This is a genomic window from Streptomyces sp. NBC_00659, assembly GCF_036226925.1.
Taxonomy (GTDB): domain Bacteria; phylum Actinomycetota; class Actinomycetes; order Streptomycetales; family Streptomycetaceae; genus Streptomyces.
Genome location: NZ_CP109031.1, coordinates 7,694,842 through 7,713,183 on the forward strand (window position 1 = coordinate 7,694,842; position 18,342 = coordinate 7,713,183).

14 protein-coding genes are annotated in these 18,342 nt (G+C 70.1%); 11 read left to right on the forward strand and 3 right to left on the reverse strand.

From position 1 onward, the window contains the following. Window positions 1-50: 50 nt before the first annotated feature. Entirely contained in the window at window positions 51-776 is a 726-nt protein-coding gene (locus OG410_RS33630; RefSeq protein WP_329302547.1) for an ABC transporter substrate-binding protein, read from the reverse strand. Window positions 777-1,263: 487 nt separating this feature from the next. On the opposite strand from OG410_RS33630, the gene OG410_RS33635 reads away from it, so the two are divergent. The 5 genes from OG410_RS33635 (at window position 1,264) to OG410_RS33655 (ending at window position 7,189) form a co-directional block, all read left to right on the forward strand. Further along, window positions 1,264-2,058 carry an SGNH/GDSL hydrolase family protein gene (locus OG410_RS33635; protein WP_329302548.1) on the forward strand — a complete coding sequence of 265 codons (795 nt, stop codon included), beginning with the start codon at window positions 1,264-1,266 and terminating at the stop codon, window positions 2,056-2,058. Between the two features lie 557 nt (window positions 2,059-2,615). Continuing rightward, entirely contained in the window at window positions 2,616-3,812 is a 1,197-nt protein-coding gene (locus OG410_RS33640; protein WP_329302549.1) for a DUF3500 domain-containing protein, read from the forward strand. Further along, complete coding sequence (locus tag OG410_RS33645; protein WP_329302550.1) at window positions 3,809-5,239, forward strand: HupE/UreJ family protein; 1,431 nt, start codon at window positions 3,809-3,811, stop codon at window positions 5,237-5,239. The genes OG410_RS33640 and OG410_RS33645 overlap by 4 nt, the downstream gene beginning before the upstream one ends. Window positions 5,240-5,555: 316 nt before the next feature. Next, a complete protein-coding gene (locus OG410_RS33650; RefSeq protein WP_329302551.1) occupies window positions 5,556-6,107 on the forward strand; it encodes a beta-class carbonic anhydrase in 552 nt (183 codons plus the stop codon). A 185-nt stretch (window positions 6,108-6,292) separates the two neighbouring features. Continuing rightward, the gene (locus OG410_RS33655) at window positions 6,293-7,189 is read left to right on the forward strand and encodes an acyl-CoA dehydrogenase family protein (protein WP_329302552.1); all 897 of its coding nucleotides are present in this window, start codon (window positions 6,293-6,295) and stop codon (window positions 7,187-7,189) included. A gap of 47 nt (window positions 7,190-7,236) precedes the next feature. Here the strand turns inward: OG410_RS33655 and OG410_RS33660 are convergent, their stop codons facing one another. After that, the gene (locus OG410_RS33660; protein WP_329302553.1) at window positions 7,237-7,926 is read right to left on the reverse strand and encodes a GntR family transcriptional regulator; all 690 of its coding nucleotides are present in this window, start codon (window positions 7,924-7,926) and stop codon (window positions 7,237-7,239) included. 382 nt (window positions 7,927-8,308) lie between these two features. Here OG410_RS33660 and OG410_RS33665 point away from each other — a divergent pair, with 382 nt between their 5' ends. The 6 genes from OG410_RS33665 to oxc all read left to right on the forward strand — a co-directional run bounded on the left by OG410_RS33665 (window position 8,309) and on the right by oxc (window position 16,539). Then, a complete protein-coding gene (locus tag OG410_RS33665) occupies window positions 8,309-8,788 on the forward strand; it encodes an NAD(P)H-dependent oxidoreductase subunit E (RefSeq protein ID WP_329302554.1) in 480 nt (159 codons plus the stop codon). Then, complete coding sequence (locus OG410_RS33670) at window positions 8,785-10,437, forward strand: formate dehydrogenase beta subunit (RefSeq protein ID WP_329302555.1); 1,653 nt, start codon at window positions 8,785-8,787, stop codon at window positions 10,435-10,437. Before OG410_RS33665 ends, OG410_RS33670 begins: the two co-directional genes overlap by 4 nt. Beyond that, window positions 10,434-13,304 carry a formate dehydrogenase subunit alpha gene (gene fdhF / locus OG410_RS33675; RefSeq protein WP_329302556.1) on the forward strand — a complete coding sequence of 957 codons (2,871 nt, stop codon included), beginning with the start codon at window positions 10,434-10,436 and terminating at the stop codon, window positions 13,302-13,304. Before OG410_RS33670 ends, fdhF begins: the two co-directional genes overlap by 4 nt. Before the next feature lies 1 nt (window position 13,305). Continuing rightward, entirely contained in the window at window positions 13,306-13,518 is a 213-nt protein-coding gene (locus tag OG410_RS33680; RefSeq protein ID WP_329302557.1) for a formate dehydrogenase subunit delta, read from the forward strand. Window positions 13,519-13,567: 49 nt separating this feature from the next. Further along, on the forward strand, window positions 13,568-14,500 hold the full coding sequence (locus OG410_RS33685; protein WP_328446249.1) for a LysR family transcriptional regulator: 933 nt from the start codon (window positions 13,568-13,570) through the stop codon (window positions 14,498-14,500). A gap of 284 nt (window positions 14,501-14,784) precedes the next feature. Next, window positions 14,785-16,539 (forward strand): oxalyl-CoA decarboxylase, encoded by a 1,755-nt coding sequence (gene oxc / locus OG410_RS33690; protein ID WP_329302558.1) that lies wholly within the window; start codon window positions 14,785-14,787, stop codon window positions 16,537-16,539. A 57-nt stretch (window positions 16,540-16,596) separates the two neighbouring features. On the opposite strand, the gene OG410_RS33695 is transcribed toward oxc, so the two are convergent. Then, entirely contained in the window at window positions 16,597-18,291 is a 1,695-nt protein-coding gene (locus tag OG410_RS33695; protein WP_329302559.1) for a serine/threonine-protein kinase, read from the reverse strand. Window positions 18,292-18,342 lie beyond the last annotated feature (51 nt).

Sequence of the window (18,342 nt, forward strand, 5' to 3'; positions counted from 1 at the left end):
AGGGACGGGAACCGGACCGCCGCCCCGGGACATGCGCACGCCCGGAGCGTTCAGGAGCCGTCGTTGACCGTGAAGTACGGGATCTTGGCCGGGTCCTGTCCGAAAGCGGCCCCGAGATAGACGGCCGACAGTTTGGTGAGCGTCCCGTCGTCGATCAGCTGCTTGATGATCCGGTCCAGCTCGTCCTTGTTGGCCGACCCCTTCGGATACAGGGCGCCGTAACCCTGGTCGGTCCTGTACTGGCCCACGAGGCGCACCTTGCCCTCCCGTTTCTGGGGATACGCCAGCAGGATCGTCGTGTCGTGGACGACCGCGTCGATCCGTCCCTCCTCCAGCGCCGTGACCATGTCCGGGTCGTTGGGGAAGGAGGTGACGGGCTTGGTCGGCTTGAGGCGCTTCTTGACGAACTCCTCGCCCGTGGTGCCTTCGGCCACTCCGATGCGGACGTCGCGGACGTTGTCCTCGTTGATCTTCTCGCCGTCCCTGATCAGCACTCCCAGGGTCGAGGAGAGGTAGGGCGGGGAGAACTCGGCGACCTTGCTCCGTTCCGGGGTGATCGTGATCTGCGCCAGGGCCAGGTCGAAGTCCTTGGTCTTTCCGGACACGACCTCCGGGAAGGGAGCGTTCTTCACCTTCACCCGGTCGAGTCCGGACCGGTACGCGATGTTGGCGGCCATGCAGTACTCGTAGCCGCTCTTGATGGAGTCCGGCGTGTCGCCGTTCCACCAGCCGGGTGCGGGCAGGGTCGTTTTGACCGTGAGGGCGCCCGCCGTCATGGGTGACAGGTGAAACTCCCCGTAACGTCCCGAGATCTCGCAGTCGCCGTAGTGGGTCTTCGGTGACTCCGACCCGCCCTGGTCACAAGCCGATGTCGCGACGATGAGCGCCACGCTGACAGCCAGAGAGACGGTCGCTGCCGCGGCGCGCATCATTGCACCTCCGGTAGGGGCATACTCCTTGATTCACCATAAATCACCCCGAACCATACGACTGCCGGAGCCACGTGGGAGGACTCCGGGGCGCGGGTCGGGTTCCCCTCTTCCGGCGGTGTCGTCGCGGCCGGCCGCAGGAGCGAGCCGTCGCCCTGCCGGGCCGGCCGCTTCCCGGTTGTGCCGCCCCGGTGTGATCGGCCGGGCCGCTTCCCGTGCCTCTCTGCCGTGAAACGTGACGTTAACCCTGGAAACAGTTTTGACATGAACACTTCCTTCGGGTGGTTGCCTGTTGTACCAAATGAGGGCCAGCTTTCCCGCTCTGGGAGGTCTCGTGAGACGCGTCAAACTGCTGTCTGCCCTTGCCACGTTCGGCCTCGCGATGATGTTCAGCCTGGCGCTGACCGGTCCGGCACATGCTGCCGGGCCGGCCTATGTCGCGCTGGGTGACTCGTACTCGGCAGGCAACGGCGCAGGAAACTACGACAGTTCGAGTGGAGACTGCCACCGCAGTCTCAGCGCCTACCCCTATCTGTGGAAAAACGCCCACGCACCGTCCTCGTTCGCCGACACATCCTGCTCCGGCGCGGTCACCACGGACGTGACGAACAGCCAGCTCGGCCCGCTGAGCTCCGCCACCGGGCTCGTCTCCCTCACCATCGGTGGGAACGACGCCGGCTTCTCGGACGTCATGACCACCTGCGTGACCGGCTCCGACGCCACCTGCGTCAACCGGGTGAGTCAGGCCGAGACGTACGCCCGGAACACGCTCCCCGCCCGCCTCGACGCCACCTACGACGCCATCCGTGCCAAGGCACCGAACGCCAAGGTGGTCGTTCTCGGCTACCCGCGCATGTATACGCTCGACGTCTTCTGCGTCGGCCTCAGCAGCACCAAGCACAGCAAGATCGACGAGGCCGCGGACGTCCTCGACAGTGTCATCGCCGCCCGTGCCGCCGCCCACGGCTTCGTCTTCGGTGACGTCCGCACCACCTTCGGCGGCCATGAACTGTGCTCCAGCGACGACTGGCTGCACTCCCTGGTGATCTCCCCGGGCTGGGAGTCGTACCACCCCACCGCCACCGGCCACGCCAACGGCTACTACCCCGTCCTCAACGCCAACAGCTGACCTCCCCCGCGGACGCGCCGCCCTGCCCTGACCCCAGGGCAGGGCGGCGCGTCCGTTTCACCGGTGAGCGGTAGTGCGACTCGGCACGGTGGGATCCGATCCTGGGCGAGTAGGCGTTGTCCCGCGTAACAGGAAACTCTATTTGCGTGATAAGAGCAGCCTGTCAAATACATAAGCAAATTCCGTGAATTCGCGCCGTTCTGTGTGTGGCTCAAGAATCTCCCGTCAATCTGATGGCGCGTTGAGATTTCGGTGAGATCGTCGATATTGTTGTCAACAATCGCGCAGGGGTGAACGAATGCCTCTTGCGCGTCCCGCTCCTGCCCCCAGCCGCCGCCAAGCGGCCTACAGGTGTGGGCAGTTGTCCGGTACTTCGTGCAGATGCAGTGATCTCGAAGTCGGCCGATGGGCGCTGCCCGTGCGGCCGGGACGTCATTCCAGGTTCAAAGGAGTGGTTCGTGAGCAGAGAAAGAACCCGGCGAGTTCGCACGCAGCGGACTTGGCGAGGTATAGGCGGCGCCGTTGCTGCAATTGTGCTGGTCGGCGGCGGTTTTGCCGTGGCAAATGCCTCGACGGATGTGCGGGCCGGTAATTCGGCCGCAGGTGTCAAGCGCCCGGTCGACCAGCATGCCACCGGTGCGAAAGCCGTGGTCAGCGCCGCCAACGCGTTCCTGAACACGCTGGACGCCGACCAGCAGTCGGAGGTGCTGCTGGACTTCTCCGAGGCGAACGCGACGGCTTGGTCGAACCTTCCGTGCGGCTCGTCCTGCCGGCCCGGCATCCGGCTCGGTTCGCTGACGGACACTCAACTGGCCGCGGCCATGAAGGTGTTGAAGGTGGCCACGGGCAGCGGCAAGGGCACCGGGTACGACCAGATCACGCAGGTCGTCAAGGCCGACGACGTACTCGAAGCGGCGCAGAACTCCGGCTCCGCCTCCGCGCCTACGAGCAGCGCGTCCAGTACGGCCTCGGCGGACCCGTCCGCCTCGGCGGACCCGAGCTCGTCGCCCACCGACGCTCCGTCGGCCACGGACGCGCCGACAGGCACCCCGCCGTCCGGTGGTCCCGGCGGTCCTGGCGGTGGAGCCGGCGCGTTCGGGTACGGCAGCGGTGTCTATTTCATGGCGTTCCTCGGCACGCCCTCGGCGGACGGCGCCTGGCAGTTGCACTTCGGCGGCCACCACCTCGCGGTGAACCTCACCTACCGGGACGGCAAGCCGGTGAGCGGCAGCCCGTTCTTCATCGGGGTCGAGCCGAGCACATGGACCGCGGACGACGGCACCACGTACACGCCGCTGGCGAAGCAGCGCAACGGCCTGCTCGCCCTGACCGGCAGCCTGAACACGGAACAGTCGATGAAGGCGAAACTGTCCGAGTCGTTCAGCGATGTGCTCCTCGGTCCGGGCAAGGACGGGAAGTTCCCTGAGGCCAAGGAAGGCATCCCGGTCAGCTCGCTCACACCCAAGCAGAAGCAACTCGTCCTGAAGGCGATCCACCCCTGGGTCGCCAACGTGGACGACGCCACCGCGAAGCGGCTCATGAAGACGTACGAGCACGAGCTGAACCAGACCTACGTCGGCTACTCCGGCGGCACGGGCCTGGACGCCCAGGGCGACTACGTGCGGATCGACGGCCCCGGCGTCTGGATCGAGTTCGTCTGCCAGGGCGGCGTCGTCTTCCGGGACCAGATCCACTACCACACGGTGTACCGGGACCACACCCGAGACTACGGAAGCGAGTTCACCTTCTCATGACCCGATCGCGGAACTGGCTGACCACAGCACTACGCCTGGTGGCCGGGATCGCGATCGCGGTACCGGCGGCGCTCCTGCTCGGGGCGCCGCCGGCCGCCGCGCACCCGATGCCGCACTCGGTGGTCCGGCTCGACGTGTACAAGGCATCGGTCACCGCGCGCCTGGAACTGCCCGTCGACGACTTCTCCCGGGCGAGCGGGATCGATCTGACCAGTATCGAACCGGCCGCCCTGCCCGCCAGGGCGACGGCCGTCCGCGCCTACCTCGCCCGGCACGTCCGCCCGACCACCCTCCAGGGAAAGGCGTGGCAGGTCGGTATCGGCGCGCTGAGTCTCAGCCGCACCGAGCAGACCTCCACCGGCCCCTACCGCGAGCTGGTCGCCGAAGCGGTGCTCACCCCTCCGAACGGCGGGGACGTGCGGCACTTCACCCTGGACTACGACGTGATCGTCCATCAGGTCGTCACCCACGTAACGCTGGTGACGGTACGACAGGACTGGGCCGCCGGCCGGATCGACGGCGGAGGAGCCACCCAGGTCGGCACGGTCGGTCTCGACATCCGGCACATGAAGGTCCCGCCCCTGACTGTCGACCTCGGGAACGGCAGTACCTGGCGCGGCTTTCTCGCCATGACCGAACTCGGCGGCGAGCACATTCTCACCGGTACCGACCACCTGTTGTTCCTGCTCATCCTGCTCCTGCCCGCACCGCTGCGGGCCACCGGGCGACGCTGGCGCGGCCTGGTCGGCGCCCGTGCCGCGCTCGGACGCGTCGGCCGCATCACGATCGCCTTCACCGCCGGTCATTCCGTCGCCCTGGCCGCCACCGCCCTCGGGCGCCTGGAGATCCCCGGCCGACCGGTCGAGGCCTTCATCGCCGCAAGCATCCTCGTCGGTGCCGTCCACGCGATCCGGCCACTGTTCCCGGGCCGGGAAGCGGTGGTGGCGGGCGTCTTCGGCCTCGGCCACGGCATGGCGTTCTCCTTCGTGCTCGCCGAGATGCATCTGTCCACCGGACAGCTGGTGTTCAGCCTCTTCGGCTTCAACCTGGGCATCGAACTGGTCCAGCTCCTGCTGGTCTGCCTGGCCCTGCCCGCGCTGCTGGTCGTCGCGCGGCTGCGGGTACAGCCCGCACTCCGGGTGGGCGGCGCGCTGCTGACCGCCACGGCGGCGGTCGGCTGGCTGCTCGACCGGCTCGGCGTGCCCAACCCGGTCGCCCGGACGGCCGACAGCGCCGGATCGCACACCACGCTGATGCCGGCCGCCCTCGCGCTGACCGCGGTCGCCGCCGTCGGCTGGGCGCTGTCCACGCGCCGGCGCGCCTCGGCCGGTCCGGGCGGTGACCTTCGCCCCGGACCACTGTCACGGCCTCGGTCACGACTGCGGTCACGGTCGGACGCGGTCGGTGCCGAGACTCTGGACAGGTAGCGACCCCGGTCCGAGAATATCGAACACTCCATACCGTATGGACTATGCACTCGGGTGCCCCTCCGTGGTTCGCTCCGGCCTCGCCGCCTTGATCCGCGGCACGTGCCTGATGGGGCGGCGTCTGGGAATGCTCATTGACGCGGCCGGGTCCACGGCGTTCTCCCGTGGTCGCGAACGTGCGTCCGTGAGCATGTGGTCGGGGGTCGGTGTCCGGGTGCTTGTTCTCGGGCGTCCTCGGCAGTCCTCGGGCGTTCCTGTCCGTGTTCACGGCTGATGAGTGGTCTTTTCGATACCGACCGGAGTGAGGTAGCCCGCCATGTCGACTCCAGCACCCCGATCCGCCCGGTCCGCCGACCGCCTTCCGGGTGGCGGGACGGTCATAGACCGGCTCGTGACGGCCAACCGTGCGTACGCGGCCGAGTTCGTGGATACCGGCAGGGACGCCCGCCCTGTCCAACGCGTCGCCGTCGTGGCCTGTATGGACGCCCGGATCGACCTCCATGCCGCGCTCGGACTCCAGTTGGGCGACTGTCACACCGTGCGCAACGCGGGCGGTGTCGTCACCGACGACGCCATCCGTTCCCTGACGATCAGTCAGCGTGCTCTCGGGACCCGCAGCGTCATACTCATCCATCACACGGGCTGCGGGCTGCAGAGCATCACCGAGGAGTTCCGGCACGAGCTGGAGATGGAGGTCGGGCAGCGGCCGGCCTGGGCGGTCGAGGCGTTCCGTGATGTCGACCAGGACGTACGGCAGTCGATGCAGCGGGTCCGTACGTCGCCGTTCCTTCCCCATACCGACGACGTCCGCGGCTTCGTCTTCGACGTCGCGACCGGGCTGCTGAGGGAGATCGACCCGCGCGTCTGAGCCGCGTTCTTCTCTTGTTGCCGGTTGCCGGTTGCCGTGCGCTCGTCGCCGGGTGTCCGGTCGTCGTCCGGCGGCGAGAGTGCGGTCCTTCAGGATCCGTCCCCGCATCTCCCTGGTGCGCTTCGATGACTGGCTGCATACTGTATGCAGTCTCATGGGGGCTGTTCGCGAAGAGGGGGCTTCCCTTGTCCTATCGCACTTCTCTCTCGGTCGTCCTGGCCGAAGTCGTCGCGCCCGGAGCCGAACTGGCTGCCAGGGAAGGCAGGTTCCCCCGGGATGCCGTGGCGGCGTTGGGCCGTGCCGGGCTCCTCGGTCTCACCGTCGCCCCGGAGTCCGGAGGCGGTGGGCTCGGGCTGTCCGAGGCCGTCGACGTGGTCGCGCGGACCGCCCGTGTCTGCCCGGCGACCGCTGCCGTGCTCACGTCCCATTTCGCCGCGGTCGCCGCCGTCGAGTCCTGTGGTGGTTCCTGGGTGCGGGAGGAGATCGCCGCCGGACGGCACCTCGTCGGACTCGCCCTGTCCGAGGGCGGATCCGGCGAGCAGGAGGAGGACGAGCCGTACGGGACGGAGTTCGGGGGGTCCCGCTCGGGCGCCGCCCGTTTCGCGGACGTGGTCGCCCTGCGGGGACGTAAGCGGCAGGTGGTCGCGGCGGGTGAGGCCGACAGCTACCTCTGGTCCTCGCGACCGCTCGCGGGGCGGGACGGTCTGACGCTGTGGGTCGTTCCGGCGCAGGCCGCGGATCTGTTCGTCCCGGCCAGGCTCGCCGGGGCGGGGCCCAACGGCAGTGGCACCTCCACCCTGTACGCGGATCCCGTGCTCGTTCCCGCCGACGTGATGCTCGGACGGGACGGTGGGGGGCTCGATGTCCTGATGGGCAGCGTGCGGCCGTGGCTGCTGGAACTGAAGGCCGCCGCCGAAGGCGCACTGCCCGGACCTGGCCACGGCGCCGACACCTTCCGGCCGGGCGTCGAGGCTCCGCTGCCGGGCGCCGTTGCTCTCCGGTCCGGCGGCGGCGACCTCCGGTCCGGCGTCGACACGCTCCGGCCCGGGGGCGAAGGCCTCCGGCCGGCGCCCGCGGCGTGACCCGGCGGGAGGCGTGGGTGATGCGTCCCGTGCGAGGGACCCTTCGGTCAGTCCTGGTTCGCCCCGGCGGCGAGCTGCTTGCGATAGAAGCCGGTGGTGCGCTCGGTGTGCTTGCGCATGACCTCGCCGGCGCGGTCGGAGTCGCCCTTGGCGATGGCCCTGATCAGCTGGGCGTGTTCGTTCCAGGCCTCCTTGCCGCGGGGCCGCGCGATCGGCGTGTAGTACCAGCGCACCTTCTGGCTCACGCCCGCGATCAGTTCGGCCAGGACGGCGTTGTCGGCGATCGAGGTGATGAAGGTGTGCAGCGCGGTGTTGGCCGCGACCAGCCGCTCGATGTCGCTCGCGGTGAGCGCGTCGACACCCTCCTGGTGCAACGCCCAGAGTCGCTCGACGTCCTCGGGTTTCGCGTGCTGGGCGGCGAGTTGTGCCGAGTAGGTCTCCAGAACCGTGCGGACACCGAGGAGTTGGGCGGCCTCTTCTTCGGTGGGGGAGTGGACGAAGGCTCCCTGGGCGGGGCGCAGGTCGACCCAGCCGTCGGTCTGGAGCCGCTGGAGCGCCTCCCGCACGGGCTGGCGGCTGACCCCGAGGTGCTCGGCGAGCTCAGCCTCGACGAGATGCTGGCCGGGCTTGAGGGAGCCACTGACGATCAGCTCGGTCAGGGCGTCGTACACCGCTTGCCGGAGCGGTGCCGGGCGGGTGACGCGCCGGGCCGCGGCGGCCGTGAGTGCCTCGCGCATGGGAGCCCCGTTCCGCCACCGGCCCCCGCGGGGCCGACGGCTCTGCCAAGAGGTGGCCGCCGAGAGGGTCGCCGACGGCTGCGTCAGCATACAGGTTTTCGTATGCAGGATGGGGGTTGCCGGGAGGCGATCCCAGGTCGGCCGGGGTGTCACCTGGGGCCGGGGAGCCCTCGGGCGACGTGGCGTCGGCATGCGGGGCGCCCGCCGGTGGGTGTCGTCCGCCGCCCGCGGCGTCCGTCGCCGTCACCCCGCGCGGTCAATTGCGGCTCGGAGTAAGAGGGTTGATTCGGATTGAGTTCTGTATACAGAAGCCTGTATGGGGTAGTGTTCAAGTCTCCCGCACGCATCGCCGGGGACCCGCACGACGGAAGGCGGAGCGATCATGACGGCAAGCGTGAGTGACGTGACGGTCGAGAGCGTGGTCCGGACGGCGGCGGCCGTTCACCGGGATCAGCGCGGCGCGCTCCTGCCCGTACTGCATTCCGTACAGGCCGAGTTGGGGTGTGTGCCCAAGGAGGCGATTCCCGTGCTGGCCGACGAGTTCAACCTCTCCCGGGCTGACGTCCACGGAGTGGTGACCTTCTATCACGACTTCCGCGCGGAACCGGCCGGACGCACCGCCGTGCGCATCTGCCGGGCCGAGGCCTGCCAGGCGCTCGGCGCCGACGGCCTGGTGACCTACGTCCGTGAGGCCGGACTGGTCCTCGGGGAGACGAGCGCGGACGGCGCCGTCACCGTCGAGCAGGTCTTCTGCCTCGGCAACTGCGCCCTGGGCCCGTCGGTCGAGGTGAACGGCCGGCTGTACGGCCGCGTCGGACCTGCCCGGCTGGGCTCGATGCTGAACGGGGAGGTCTCGTCATGAGGGGCGAGGCCGGCATTCCCGTCGTGAGCGACGAGGCCGACGACACGACGCACCCCACGGCCACCGTCTACGTACCCCGCGACTCGGCGGCCCGGTCCGTCGGCGCGGACGACATCGCGGACGCCCTGCGACAGGCCGCCGTACGAGGCGACTTCGCCCTCGACGTCGTACGCAACGGATCACGTGGCATGCTCTGGCTGGAACCCCTCGTCGAGGTGGTGACCCCGCACGGACGCGTCGGATACGGACCCGTGGCCCCGGCCGACATCGAGGACCTGCTCGCCTCCGGCATGCTCGACGGCGCCGACCATCCGCTGCGGCTCGGTGTCGTGGACCGACTCCCCTGGCTGGCCCGGCAGAACCGGGTCACCTTCGCCCGGGTCGGTGTCACCGACCCGCTGTCCACGGACGACTACGTGGCGCACGGTGGCCTCGCCGGGCTGCGTGCCGCGCTGGAACGCCCGCCCTCGGACGTGGTCGCCGAGATCACCGCGTCCGGCCTGCGCGGCCGCGGAGGCGCGGGCTTCCCGGCCGGCGTCAAATGGAAGACCGTCCTCGACTGCGCGGACGAGCTGAAGTTCGTCTGCTGCAACGCCGACGAGGGCGACAGCGGCACCTTCGCCGACCGGATGGTCATGGAGGGCGACCCCTTCATGCTCATCGAAGGCATGATCATCGCCGCGTACGCGGTCGGCGCGAGCGAGGGCTACCTCTACATCCGCTCGGAATACCCGGACGCGGTGGCCACCATGCGGGCCGCGATCGGCATCGCACAGGAACACGGCTGGCTCGGCAAGGGCATTCTCGGCTCCGCGCTCGACTTCGAGCTGCACGTCCGCGTCGGCGGCGGCGCGTACATCTGCGGCGAGGAGACCTCCATGCTGGAGAGCCTGGAGGGCAAGCGCGGCATGGTCCGCGCCAAACCCCCGATCCCGGCGATCGAGGGCCTGTTCGGCAGACCGACCGTGGTGAACAACGTGCTCACCCTCGCGACCGTCCCCGTCGTGCTCGCGGACGGCGCGCGGGCCTACGAGGAACTCGGTGTCGAACGCTCGCGCGGCACCCAGGTCTTCCAGCTCGGGGGCAACATCGCGCACGGCGGCATCGTCGAGACCGCGTTCGGCGTCACCCTGCGCGAACTGGTCGATGACTACGGCGGCGGCACGTTCTCCGGGCGTCCGGTGCGCACGGTGCAGGTCGGCGGACCGCTCGGCGCCTATCTGCCGACGTCGATGTTCGATCTGCCGATGGACTACGAGGCCTTCGCGGAGGCAGGCGCGATGGTCGGCCACGGAGGTGTCGTCGTCTTCGACGACACCGTCGACCTGGCCGCCCAGGCCCGCTTCGCGATGGAGTTCTGCGCCGCGGAGTCCTGCGGCAAGTGCACACCGTGCAGGGTCGGTTCGGTACGCGGCGTGGAGGTCATCGACAAGATCGTGGCCGGCCGGCACCCGGACGAGAATCTGGCGCTCCTGGAAGACCTGTGCGACCTGATGACCGACGGCTCGCTGTGCGCGATGGGCGGGCTGACACCGATGCCCGTACGGAGCGCCCTCACCCACTTCCCTGACGACTTCCTCGCCCGCGAGGCCGGCCGGGAGGCCAACTCCCGCCCGCCGAGCGGCGCGAGGAGGGAGGCCACGTCATGACACTGCTCAAGGAACCCGACTTCGGAACCCCGGAACGGCCCGGCGAGGCCACGGTGGTGGTGGAGGTCGACGGGCTGGCGGTGACCGTCCCCGAGGGCACCTCGGTGATGCGCGCCGCCGCGCTCGCCGGGGTCGACATACCCAAACTGTGCGCCACCGACAGCCTGGAGCCGTTCGGCTCCTGCCGGCTGTGCGTGGTGGAGATCGACGGCCGGCGCGGCACCCCGGCCTCCTGCACCACTCCGGTGGCGGACGGGATGACGGTGCGGACCCAGACACCGAAGGTGGAGAAGCTCCGCCAGGGCGTCATGGAGCTGTACATCTCCGACCATCCGCTCGACTGTCTCACCTGCCCCGCCAACGGCGACTGCGAACTCCAGGACATGGCGGGCGTGGTGGGTCTGCGGCAGGTGCGGTACGGCTACGAGGGCGAGAACCACCTCGACGCCGAGAAGGACACCTCCAACCCGTACTTCGACTTCGACCCCGCCAAGTGCATCGCCTGCTCCCGCTGCGTGCGCGCCTGCGGCGAGGTCCAGGGCACCTTCGCGCTCACCATCGAGGGACGCGGCTTCGACTCCAAGGTCTCGCCCGGCGCCGCGGAGACGTTCATGGACTCTGAGTGCGTCTCCTGCGGGGCCTGCGTCCAGGCCTGCCCGACCTCCACACTCCAGGAGAAGTCGGTGGTCGAACTCGGCATGCCGACCCGGTCGGTGGTCACCACCTGCGCCTACTGCGGTGTCGGCTGCTCCTTCAAGGCCGAACTGCGCGGCGACGAACTCGTCCGCATGGTGCCGTACAAGGACGGCGGCGCCAACGAGGGCCACTCCTGCGTGAAGGGCCGCTTCGCCTTCGGCTACGCCACCCACCCCGACCGGGTGTTCAAGCCCATGGTCCGTGACAGGATCACCGACCCCTGGCGCGAGGTCGAGTGGGACGAGGCCATCGGCACGGTCGCCCGGCGGATGCGGGACATCCAGCGCCGGCACGGGTCGGGTTCGATCGGCGCGATCTCCTCGTCGCGGTGCACCAACGAGGAGGTGTACGTCGTCCAGAAGATGGTCCGCGCCGCGTTCGGCAACAACAACGTGGACACATGCGCCCGCGTCTGCCACTCCCCGACCGGATACGGACTCAAGCAGACCTTCGGCGAATCGGCCGGAACCCAGGACTTCCGCTCCGTGGCGGAGGCCGACGTCATCATGGTGATCGGGGCCAACCCCACCGACGGACACCCGGTGTTCGCCTCCCGCATGAAGCGACGCCTGCGCGAGGGCGCACAGTTGATCGTCGTCGACCCCCGTCGCATCGACCTGGTGCGCTCACCGCACATCGAGGCCGCGCACCACCTCCAGCTCAGGCCCAGCACCAATGTCGCCGTCGTCAACGCCATGGCCCATGTGGTCGTCACCGAGGGGCTGGTCGACCGGTCCTTCGTGGACGCCCGGTGCGAAGGGTTCGACGCCTGGGCGGAGTTCGTCGCCCGGCCCGAGAACAGCCCGGAGGCCACCGAGGAGATCAGTGGCATCCCCGCCGGTCAACTACGCGCCGCCGCACGCCTGTACGCGACTGCACCCAACGGCGCGATCTACTACGGGCTCGGCGTCACCGAGCACAGCCAGGGCTCGACCATGGTCATGGGAATGGCCAACCTCGCGATGGCGTGCGGCAACATCGGCCGCGACGGCGTCGGGGTCAACCCCCTGCGCGGCCAGAACAACGTCCAGGGCTCCTGTGACATGGGCTCCTTCCCGCACGAACTGCCCGGCTACCGTCATGTGTCCGACGACGCCGTCCGCGAGGTGTTCGAGAACCTGTGGGGCGGCACGCTCCTCGCCGAACCCGGGCTGCGCATCCCCAACATGTTCGACGCCGCGATCGACGGGACCTTCCGCGGCCTGTTCGTGCACGGCGAGGACATCGCGCAGTCCGACCCCAACCTCCAGCACGTCACCGCCGCCCTAGAGGCGATGGAACTCGTCGTCGTGCAGGACCTGTTCCTGAACGAGACGGCCAAATTCGCCCACGTCTTCCTGCCCGGAGCGTCCTTCCTGGAGAAGGACGGCACGTTCACCAACGCCGAGCGCCGGATCAACCGGGTGCGCGCGGTGATGAAGCCGAGGACGGGCAGGCACGAGTGGCAGATCGTGTGCGAGATCGCCACCGCCATGGGCTACCCGATGGCGTACGAGCATCCGGGCCGGATCATGGACGAGATCGCCGCGGTCACGCCGACGTTCACGGGAGTGTCCTTCGACCTGCTCGACAAACTGGGCAGCGTGCAGTGGCCGTGCAACGCCTCCGCGCCCGAGGGGACACCGGTCATGCACGTCGACGAATTCGTCCGCGGCAAGGGCCGGTTCGTCGTCACCGCCTACGTGCCGACCAACGAGCGCAGTACCCGGCGCTTCCCGCTGGTGCTCACCACCGGGCGCATCCTCAGCCAGTACAACGTCGGCGCGCAGACCCGGCGTACCGGCAACGTCGCCTGGCATCCCGAGGACATCCTGGAGCTGCACCCGCACGACGCCGAGGTCCGCGGCATCACCGACGGAGCGCTGGTGACACTGGCCAGCCGGGTCGGACGGACGACACTGCGCGCGGAGATCTCCGACCGGATGCCGGCCGGCGTCGTCTACACCACGTTCCACCACCCCGTGACCGGCGCCAACGTGGTGACCACCGAGAACTCGGACTGGGCGACCAACTGCCCCGAGTACAAGGTGACCGCGGTCCAGGTCGGGCTCGCCCATCCGCTCGGGCACGGCGACGGGACACCGCGGCGGGCTCAGGGCGAGGGTTCCGTACGCACTGGGGACGAGACGCCGCGGCCGGCCGCCGACGACGTACTCACGGTGGTGGACTGAGATGACGGCGACCGTGCCTCCCGAGCGCCGGATGGCGAACGACATCGCCGCGAACCTCGGTCACCTGCCGCAGGAGTCGGCCGCCGAGGCCATCGCGGGTCACATCGGCCGCTTCTGGGACCCACGCATACGCTCCCGGCTCCTCGCGTACGCCGACGCCGGAGCCGACGGCCTGCATCCGCTGGTGATCGCGGCGGTGCGGCTCATGCGCTGAACGAAGGCCCGCAGGAAGCAGGAGGCAGGAAGCGGAAGAGGGGGTGTGCATGCTGTTCCGGCAGTTGGAGTACTTCGTCGCGGTCGCCAGGGAGCGGCACTTCGCGCGGGCGGCGGAGACCTGTTACGTCTCGCAGCCCGCGCTGTCGGCGGCCATCGCCAAACTGGAGCGGGAGTTGAACGTCACGCTCATCAACCGCGGGCACACCTACCAGGGACTCACCCCCGAAGGGGAACGGCTCGTCGTGTGGGCCAAGCGGATCCTCGCCGAACAGGACGCGTTCAAGGCCGAGGTGGCCGCCGTGCAGTCGGGCATCACCGGGACGCTCCGCCTCGGGACGGACCCCACGGCCTCGACGACCCTGGCGATGCCCGTGGCCGCGTTCTGCGCGGCGCACCCGCTCGCCAAGGTCCAGGTCCGCTCCCGTCTGTCGACGAACGAACTCCATCGCCAGATACGGGACTTCGAGCTCGACGTGGCCATCGCCCACTTCGATCCCGGCGACCGGGAAGGCCTTCAGGTCGTCCCCCTGTACCAGGAGAGGTACATGCTCCTGGTCGCCGACGACCAGCTCATGTCCCAGACCAGCACCATGACATGGGCGGAGGCGGCCCAGCTTCCGCTGGCGCTGCTGACGCCCGACATGCGCATCCGCCGGCTCATCGACGATGTCTTCGCGGAGAAGGGATGTGTGGTGACACCACAGGTGGAGACGGACTCCATCGCCGCGCTCTACGCCCATGTCGGCGGTGGCACATGGGCCAGCATCGTTCCGCACACCTGGCTGCGCGCCATGCCGGTGATCGGCAGGACGCGCGCGCTGCCCCTGGTCGACCCGGAGGCGGGCGCCCAGGTCTCGGTGGCGATCCACGCGGGGACCCCCGGTTCGGTCGCCGCGCGTGCCTTCGTGAACGCTGCCACCGGCCTCGCGCTGGACGAGGTCTTCGGACAGCCCCTGCCGCACGAGCACCGGGTGCGCTGAGCCCCGCCGGACCCACCGACCTGCCAGTCCCGCCCCACCCACCCACCGACCTGCCATACCTGCCGAACCGGCCCGGTGTGCGGACCCGTACGCCGGATACACCGGATGCGCCGGACGCATGGCCGACAGCCCCTCCCGGCAACGGAGTCCGAGGCCCCCACCTGCCCTTGATAGACGCTGTTTATCGGCTGGTCGCCGATGGGTCTTGGACGCGGGGGAGCGGGTTGACGATGGTGGGAGGAGCAGCCGTACCGACCGGACCTGCCCAAGGAGGACCTCGGACCATGACCGCTCCCTCGACACCGGAGACCACGGCGAACGCCGACGTGCACACCGAGCTCACCGACGGGTATCACCTGGTCGTCGACGCGCTGAGGATGAACGACGTCGACACCGTCTACGGCGTCGTCGGCATCCCGATCACCGACCTGGCCCGCCTCGCACAGGCGCGGGGCATCCGCTACATCGGCTTCCGGCACGAGAGCAACGCGGGTCACGCCGCGGCGGCCGCCGGCTTTCTCACCAAGAAGCCCGGCATCTGTCTGACCGTGTCCGCGCCGGGATTCCTCAACGGTCTGGTCGCCCTGGCCAACGCCACCACCAACTGCTTCCCCATGGTGCAGATCTCCGGCTCCAGCGAACGGCACCTGGTCGACCTCAGGCAGGGCGACTACGAGGAGATGGACCAGCTCGCCGCCGCGCAGCCGTTCTGCAAGGCCGCCTACCGGGTGAGCCGTGCGGAGGACATCGGCCGGGGCATCGCCCGCGCCCTGCGCACCGCGGTCTCGGGACGTCCGGGCGGTGTGTATCTCGACATCCCCGCCGCGGTCCTCGGCTCCGTCATGGACGCGGAGGCGGGCGCGAGGACACTGAGCCGGCTCGTCGACCCCGCGCCGCGCCAGCTCCCGGGGCCCGAGGCGGTGGACCGGGCCGTCGAACTGCTGGCGGGCGCCGAACGGCCGTTGCTCGTGCTCGGCAAGGGTGCCGCTTACGCGCAGGCCGACGAACGCATCCGCGAGTTCGTGGAGTCCACCGGCATCCCGTTCATCCCGATGTCGATGGCCAAGGGCCTGCTGCCCGACGACCATCCGCAGTCGGCGGCCACCGCCCGTTCGCTGGCCCTGAAGAAGGCCGATGTCGTGATGCTCGTCGGCGCCCGCCTCAACTGGCTGCTGAACCACGGCCGGGCACCGCAGTGGAACCCCGGTGCCCGGTTCATCCATGTCGACATCGAGGCCAGGGAGATGGACAGCAACCAGCCCATCGCGGCCCCGCTCGTCGGCGACATCGATTCGGTGCTGGAAGCGATAGCCGAGCGCGCCAAGCCCGGCCGGATCGCGGCCCCCGCCGCCTGGCGCGCCGAACTGGGCGCACGGTCGGCGCAGAACGTCGCGAAGATGGCGGAGCGGCTGAAGGCGGATCCGCACCCCATGCAGTTCATGGGCGCTCTGAAGGCCGTACGCGACGTCGTGCGCGAGCGCCCGGAGACGTACATCGTCAACGAGGGCGCGAACGCGCTGGACATCGCGCGCAACGTCATCGACATGCACGTACCGCGGCACCGTCTCGACAGCGGAACCTGGGGTGTCATGGGCATCGGCATGGGCTACGCGATCGCCGCCGCCGTCGAGAGCGGCGGTGCCCCGGTCGTCGCCGTGGAGGGCGACAGCGCCTTCGGGTTCAGCGGCATGGAACTGGAGACGATCTGCCGGTACGGGCTGCCGGTCGTCACGGTCGTCATGAACAACGGCGGGGTGTACCGCGGCGACGACGTCAATCCCCTCGGCGACGCGCCCTCACCGACCACCCTGATGCCCGCGGCCCGCCACGACCGGATGATCGAGGCGTTCGGCGGCAAGGGCTACCGCGCGACCACACCGGCCGAGGTCACCGCGGCCCTCACCGAGGCACTGGCCTCCGGCGGCCCGGCGCTCATCGACTGCGTCATCGACCCCTCCGCCGGGACCGAGAGCGGCCACATCGCCCACCTGAACCCGAAGGGCATCACGGGCGGCACGATCGCGTCGGCCGCGAGGTGAGCCGCGAGCTCCCTTCCTCGCGATCGAGCCCGTCCGGTGACCGGGAGTCCGGCGCGGTCAGCCGCTCGCGCCGAAGTGGCTGCCGGTGATCTCGCCGTCGTCCGTGACCGCCGCGGCGACGCAGCGGAACACCCGTAGCCCCTCGGCCCACTGGGGGGCGGTCGGCGGGAGGACGTCCACGTTCCAGCGGGTGCCGTCCGAACGGCTCGTGGACGTCAGGGAGTCACGCATGACCTGCTGGGAGCACAGCGCCCTGACGTCGGGATGCTTGACGAGGTCCCTCGCGTTGTACGTCGTCCCGTCCTTGGGCAGCGGGGCGATGGCGAAGGTCTGCCACACGTGAGCGATGTGGCAGTCGGCGCGGCTGACGGTGATCGTTCCCGAGATGTCGGTGATGCCGCTCCAGCACTCGGGGGTCGTGACACAGCGGCCGCCCACCCCTTCGACGTCGGCGGCCGCGCAGCCGCTTCGGGTGGTCCGGGCGCCGCCGAAGGCCGCGCCGGCGTCCGGCGGGGCCTTGGCCGAGGTGCTGGGGGTGGGGGATCCGCCCGCGGAGGAGCCGGGGCCGCCCGGCGACCCGTACTCGTTGACCACCCAGGTGACGGACACACTCACCGAGACCACGGCCGCCACCACGCCGATCAGGCCGGGACGCCACCGTGAGGACCCGCGCGTCGCCGGTTCGGCCACCGTGCTCGCGTCTCCACCGGCGGCGGGCCGGCCGTGGCCGTCCTCCGTCCGGCCGCCGTCGGCCTGAGGCCCGCCGTTCCCGCCCGCCCTGCCGGGTCGGCCGTCCGGCCGCGCCGGGCCCGGAGCCCGCGGGTCGGAGGGCGGTGGGGGAAGGGTGTAGGACGTGGAGGGCGTGTCCCGATGGGCGGGACGGGTGGTGGCCGTACGGGGTACCGGCCCGAACCCACCCTGTACGGCGCTGCCGACGTCGACGGCGGCCAGGGCGTCCCGCAGTGTCGACGCGTCCGGCATCCGGGAGGCCGGATCCGTCTCCAGGGCCTGTCTGAGCACCGCGTTGAGGGCGCTCGGCACTCCCGGCAGGTCGGCGTAGGGCCAGGTGTGCCGGACGATGAGCTCCGCGAGGCTGAGCTGGGTGCCGTCGTCGGGGTGGTGCGGCGGGCGGCCCCGCAGGAGGGCGTAGAGCGTCGCGGCGAGCGAGTAGACGTCGCCCGTCGTCGTGGGTTCGGCCAGATGGAAGGCCTCGGGCGGCGCGTACGCCGGGGTCAGCGCCTCGCGCGTCACCGACAGGTCCCGGCCGGGCCTGGGCATGGCGGCCAGTCCGAAGTCGGTGAGGGCGGCGGCGCCGTACCGGTTGACCATGATGTTGCCCGGCTTGATGTCACGGTGCAGCACCCCGGCGGCGTGCGCCGCGGCCAGCGCGTCGGCGATGCCGAGCCCGATGTCCCGGGCCTCCTTGACGGCGAGCGGTCCATGGCGGTGCAGGCGCTCGCCGAGCGAGCCGCCCGGACACAACTCCATGACCATGTACGGGCGGTCGTCGCCGAGGACGCCCGCGTCGTAGACCGGGACCACGTGCGGATGCCCGGACAACCGGCCCGCGGCCGTGACCTCGCGCAGGAAGCGCTGCCGGTCGCGATCCGAGGCCAGCACCCTGCTGTCGACCTTCAGCGCGACTTCCCGGCCCACCGCCGCCTGGTGCGCCCGGTAGACCGTGGCGAAGCCGCCCCGGCCGAGGACCTCCTGGATCTCGTACCCGGAGAGTTCCACGTGCTCGTACCGCATGGTGCCGTCATCCCCCAACGCACAGCCCACCCACGGCAGAGGGTCCGGCCG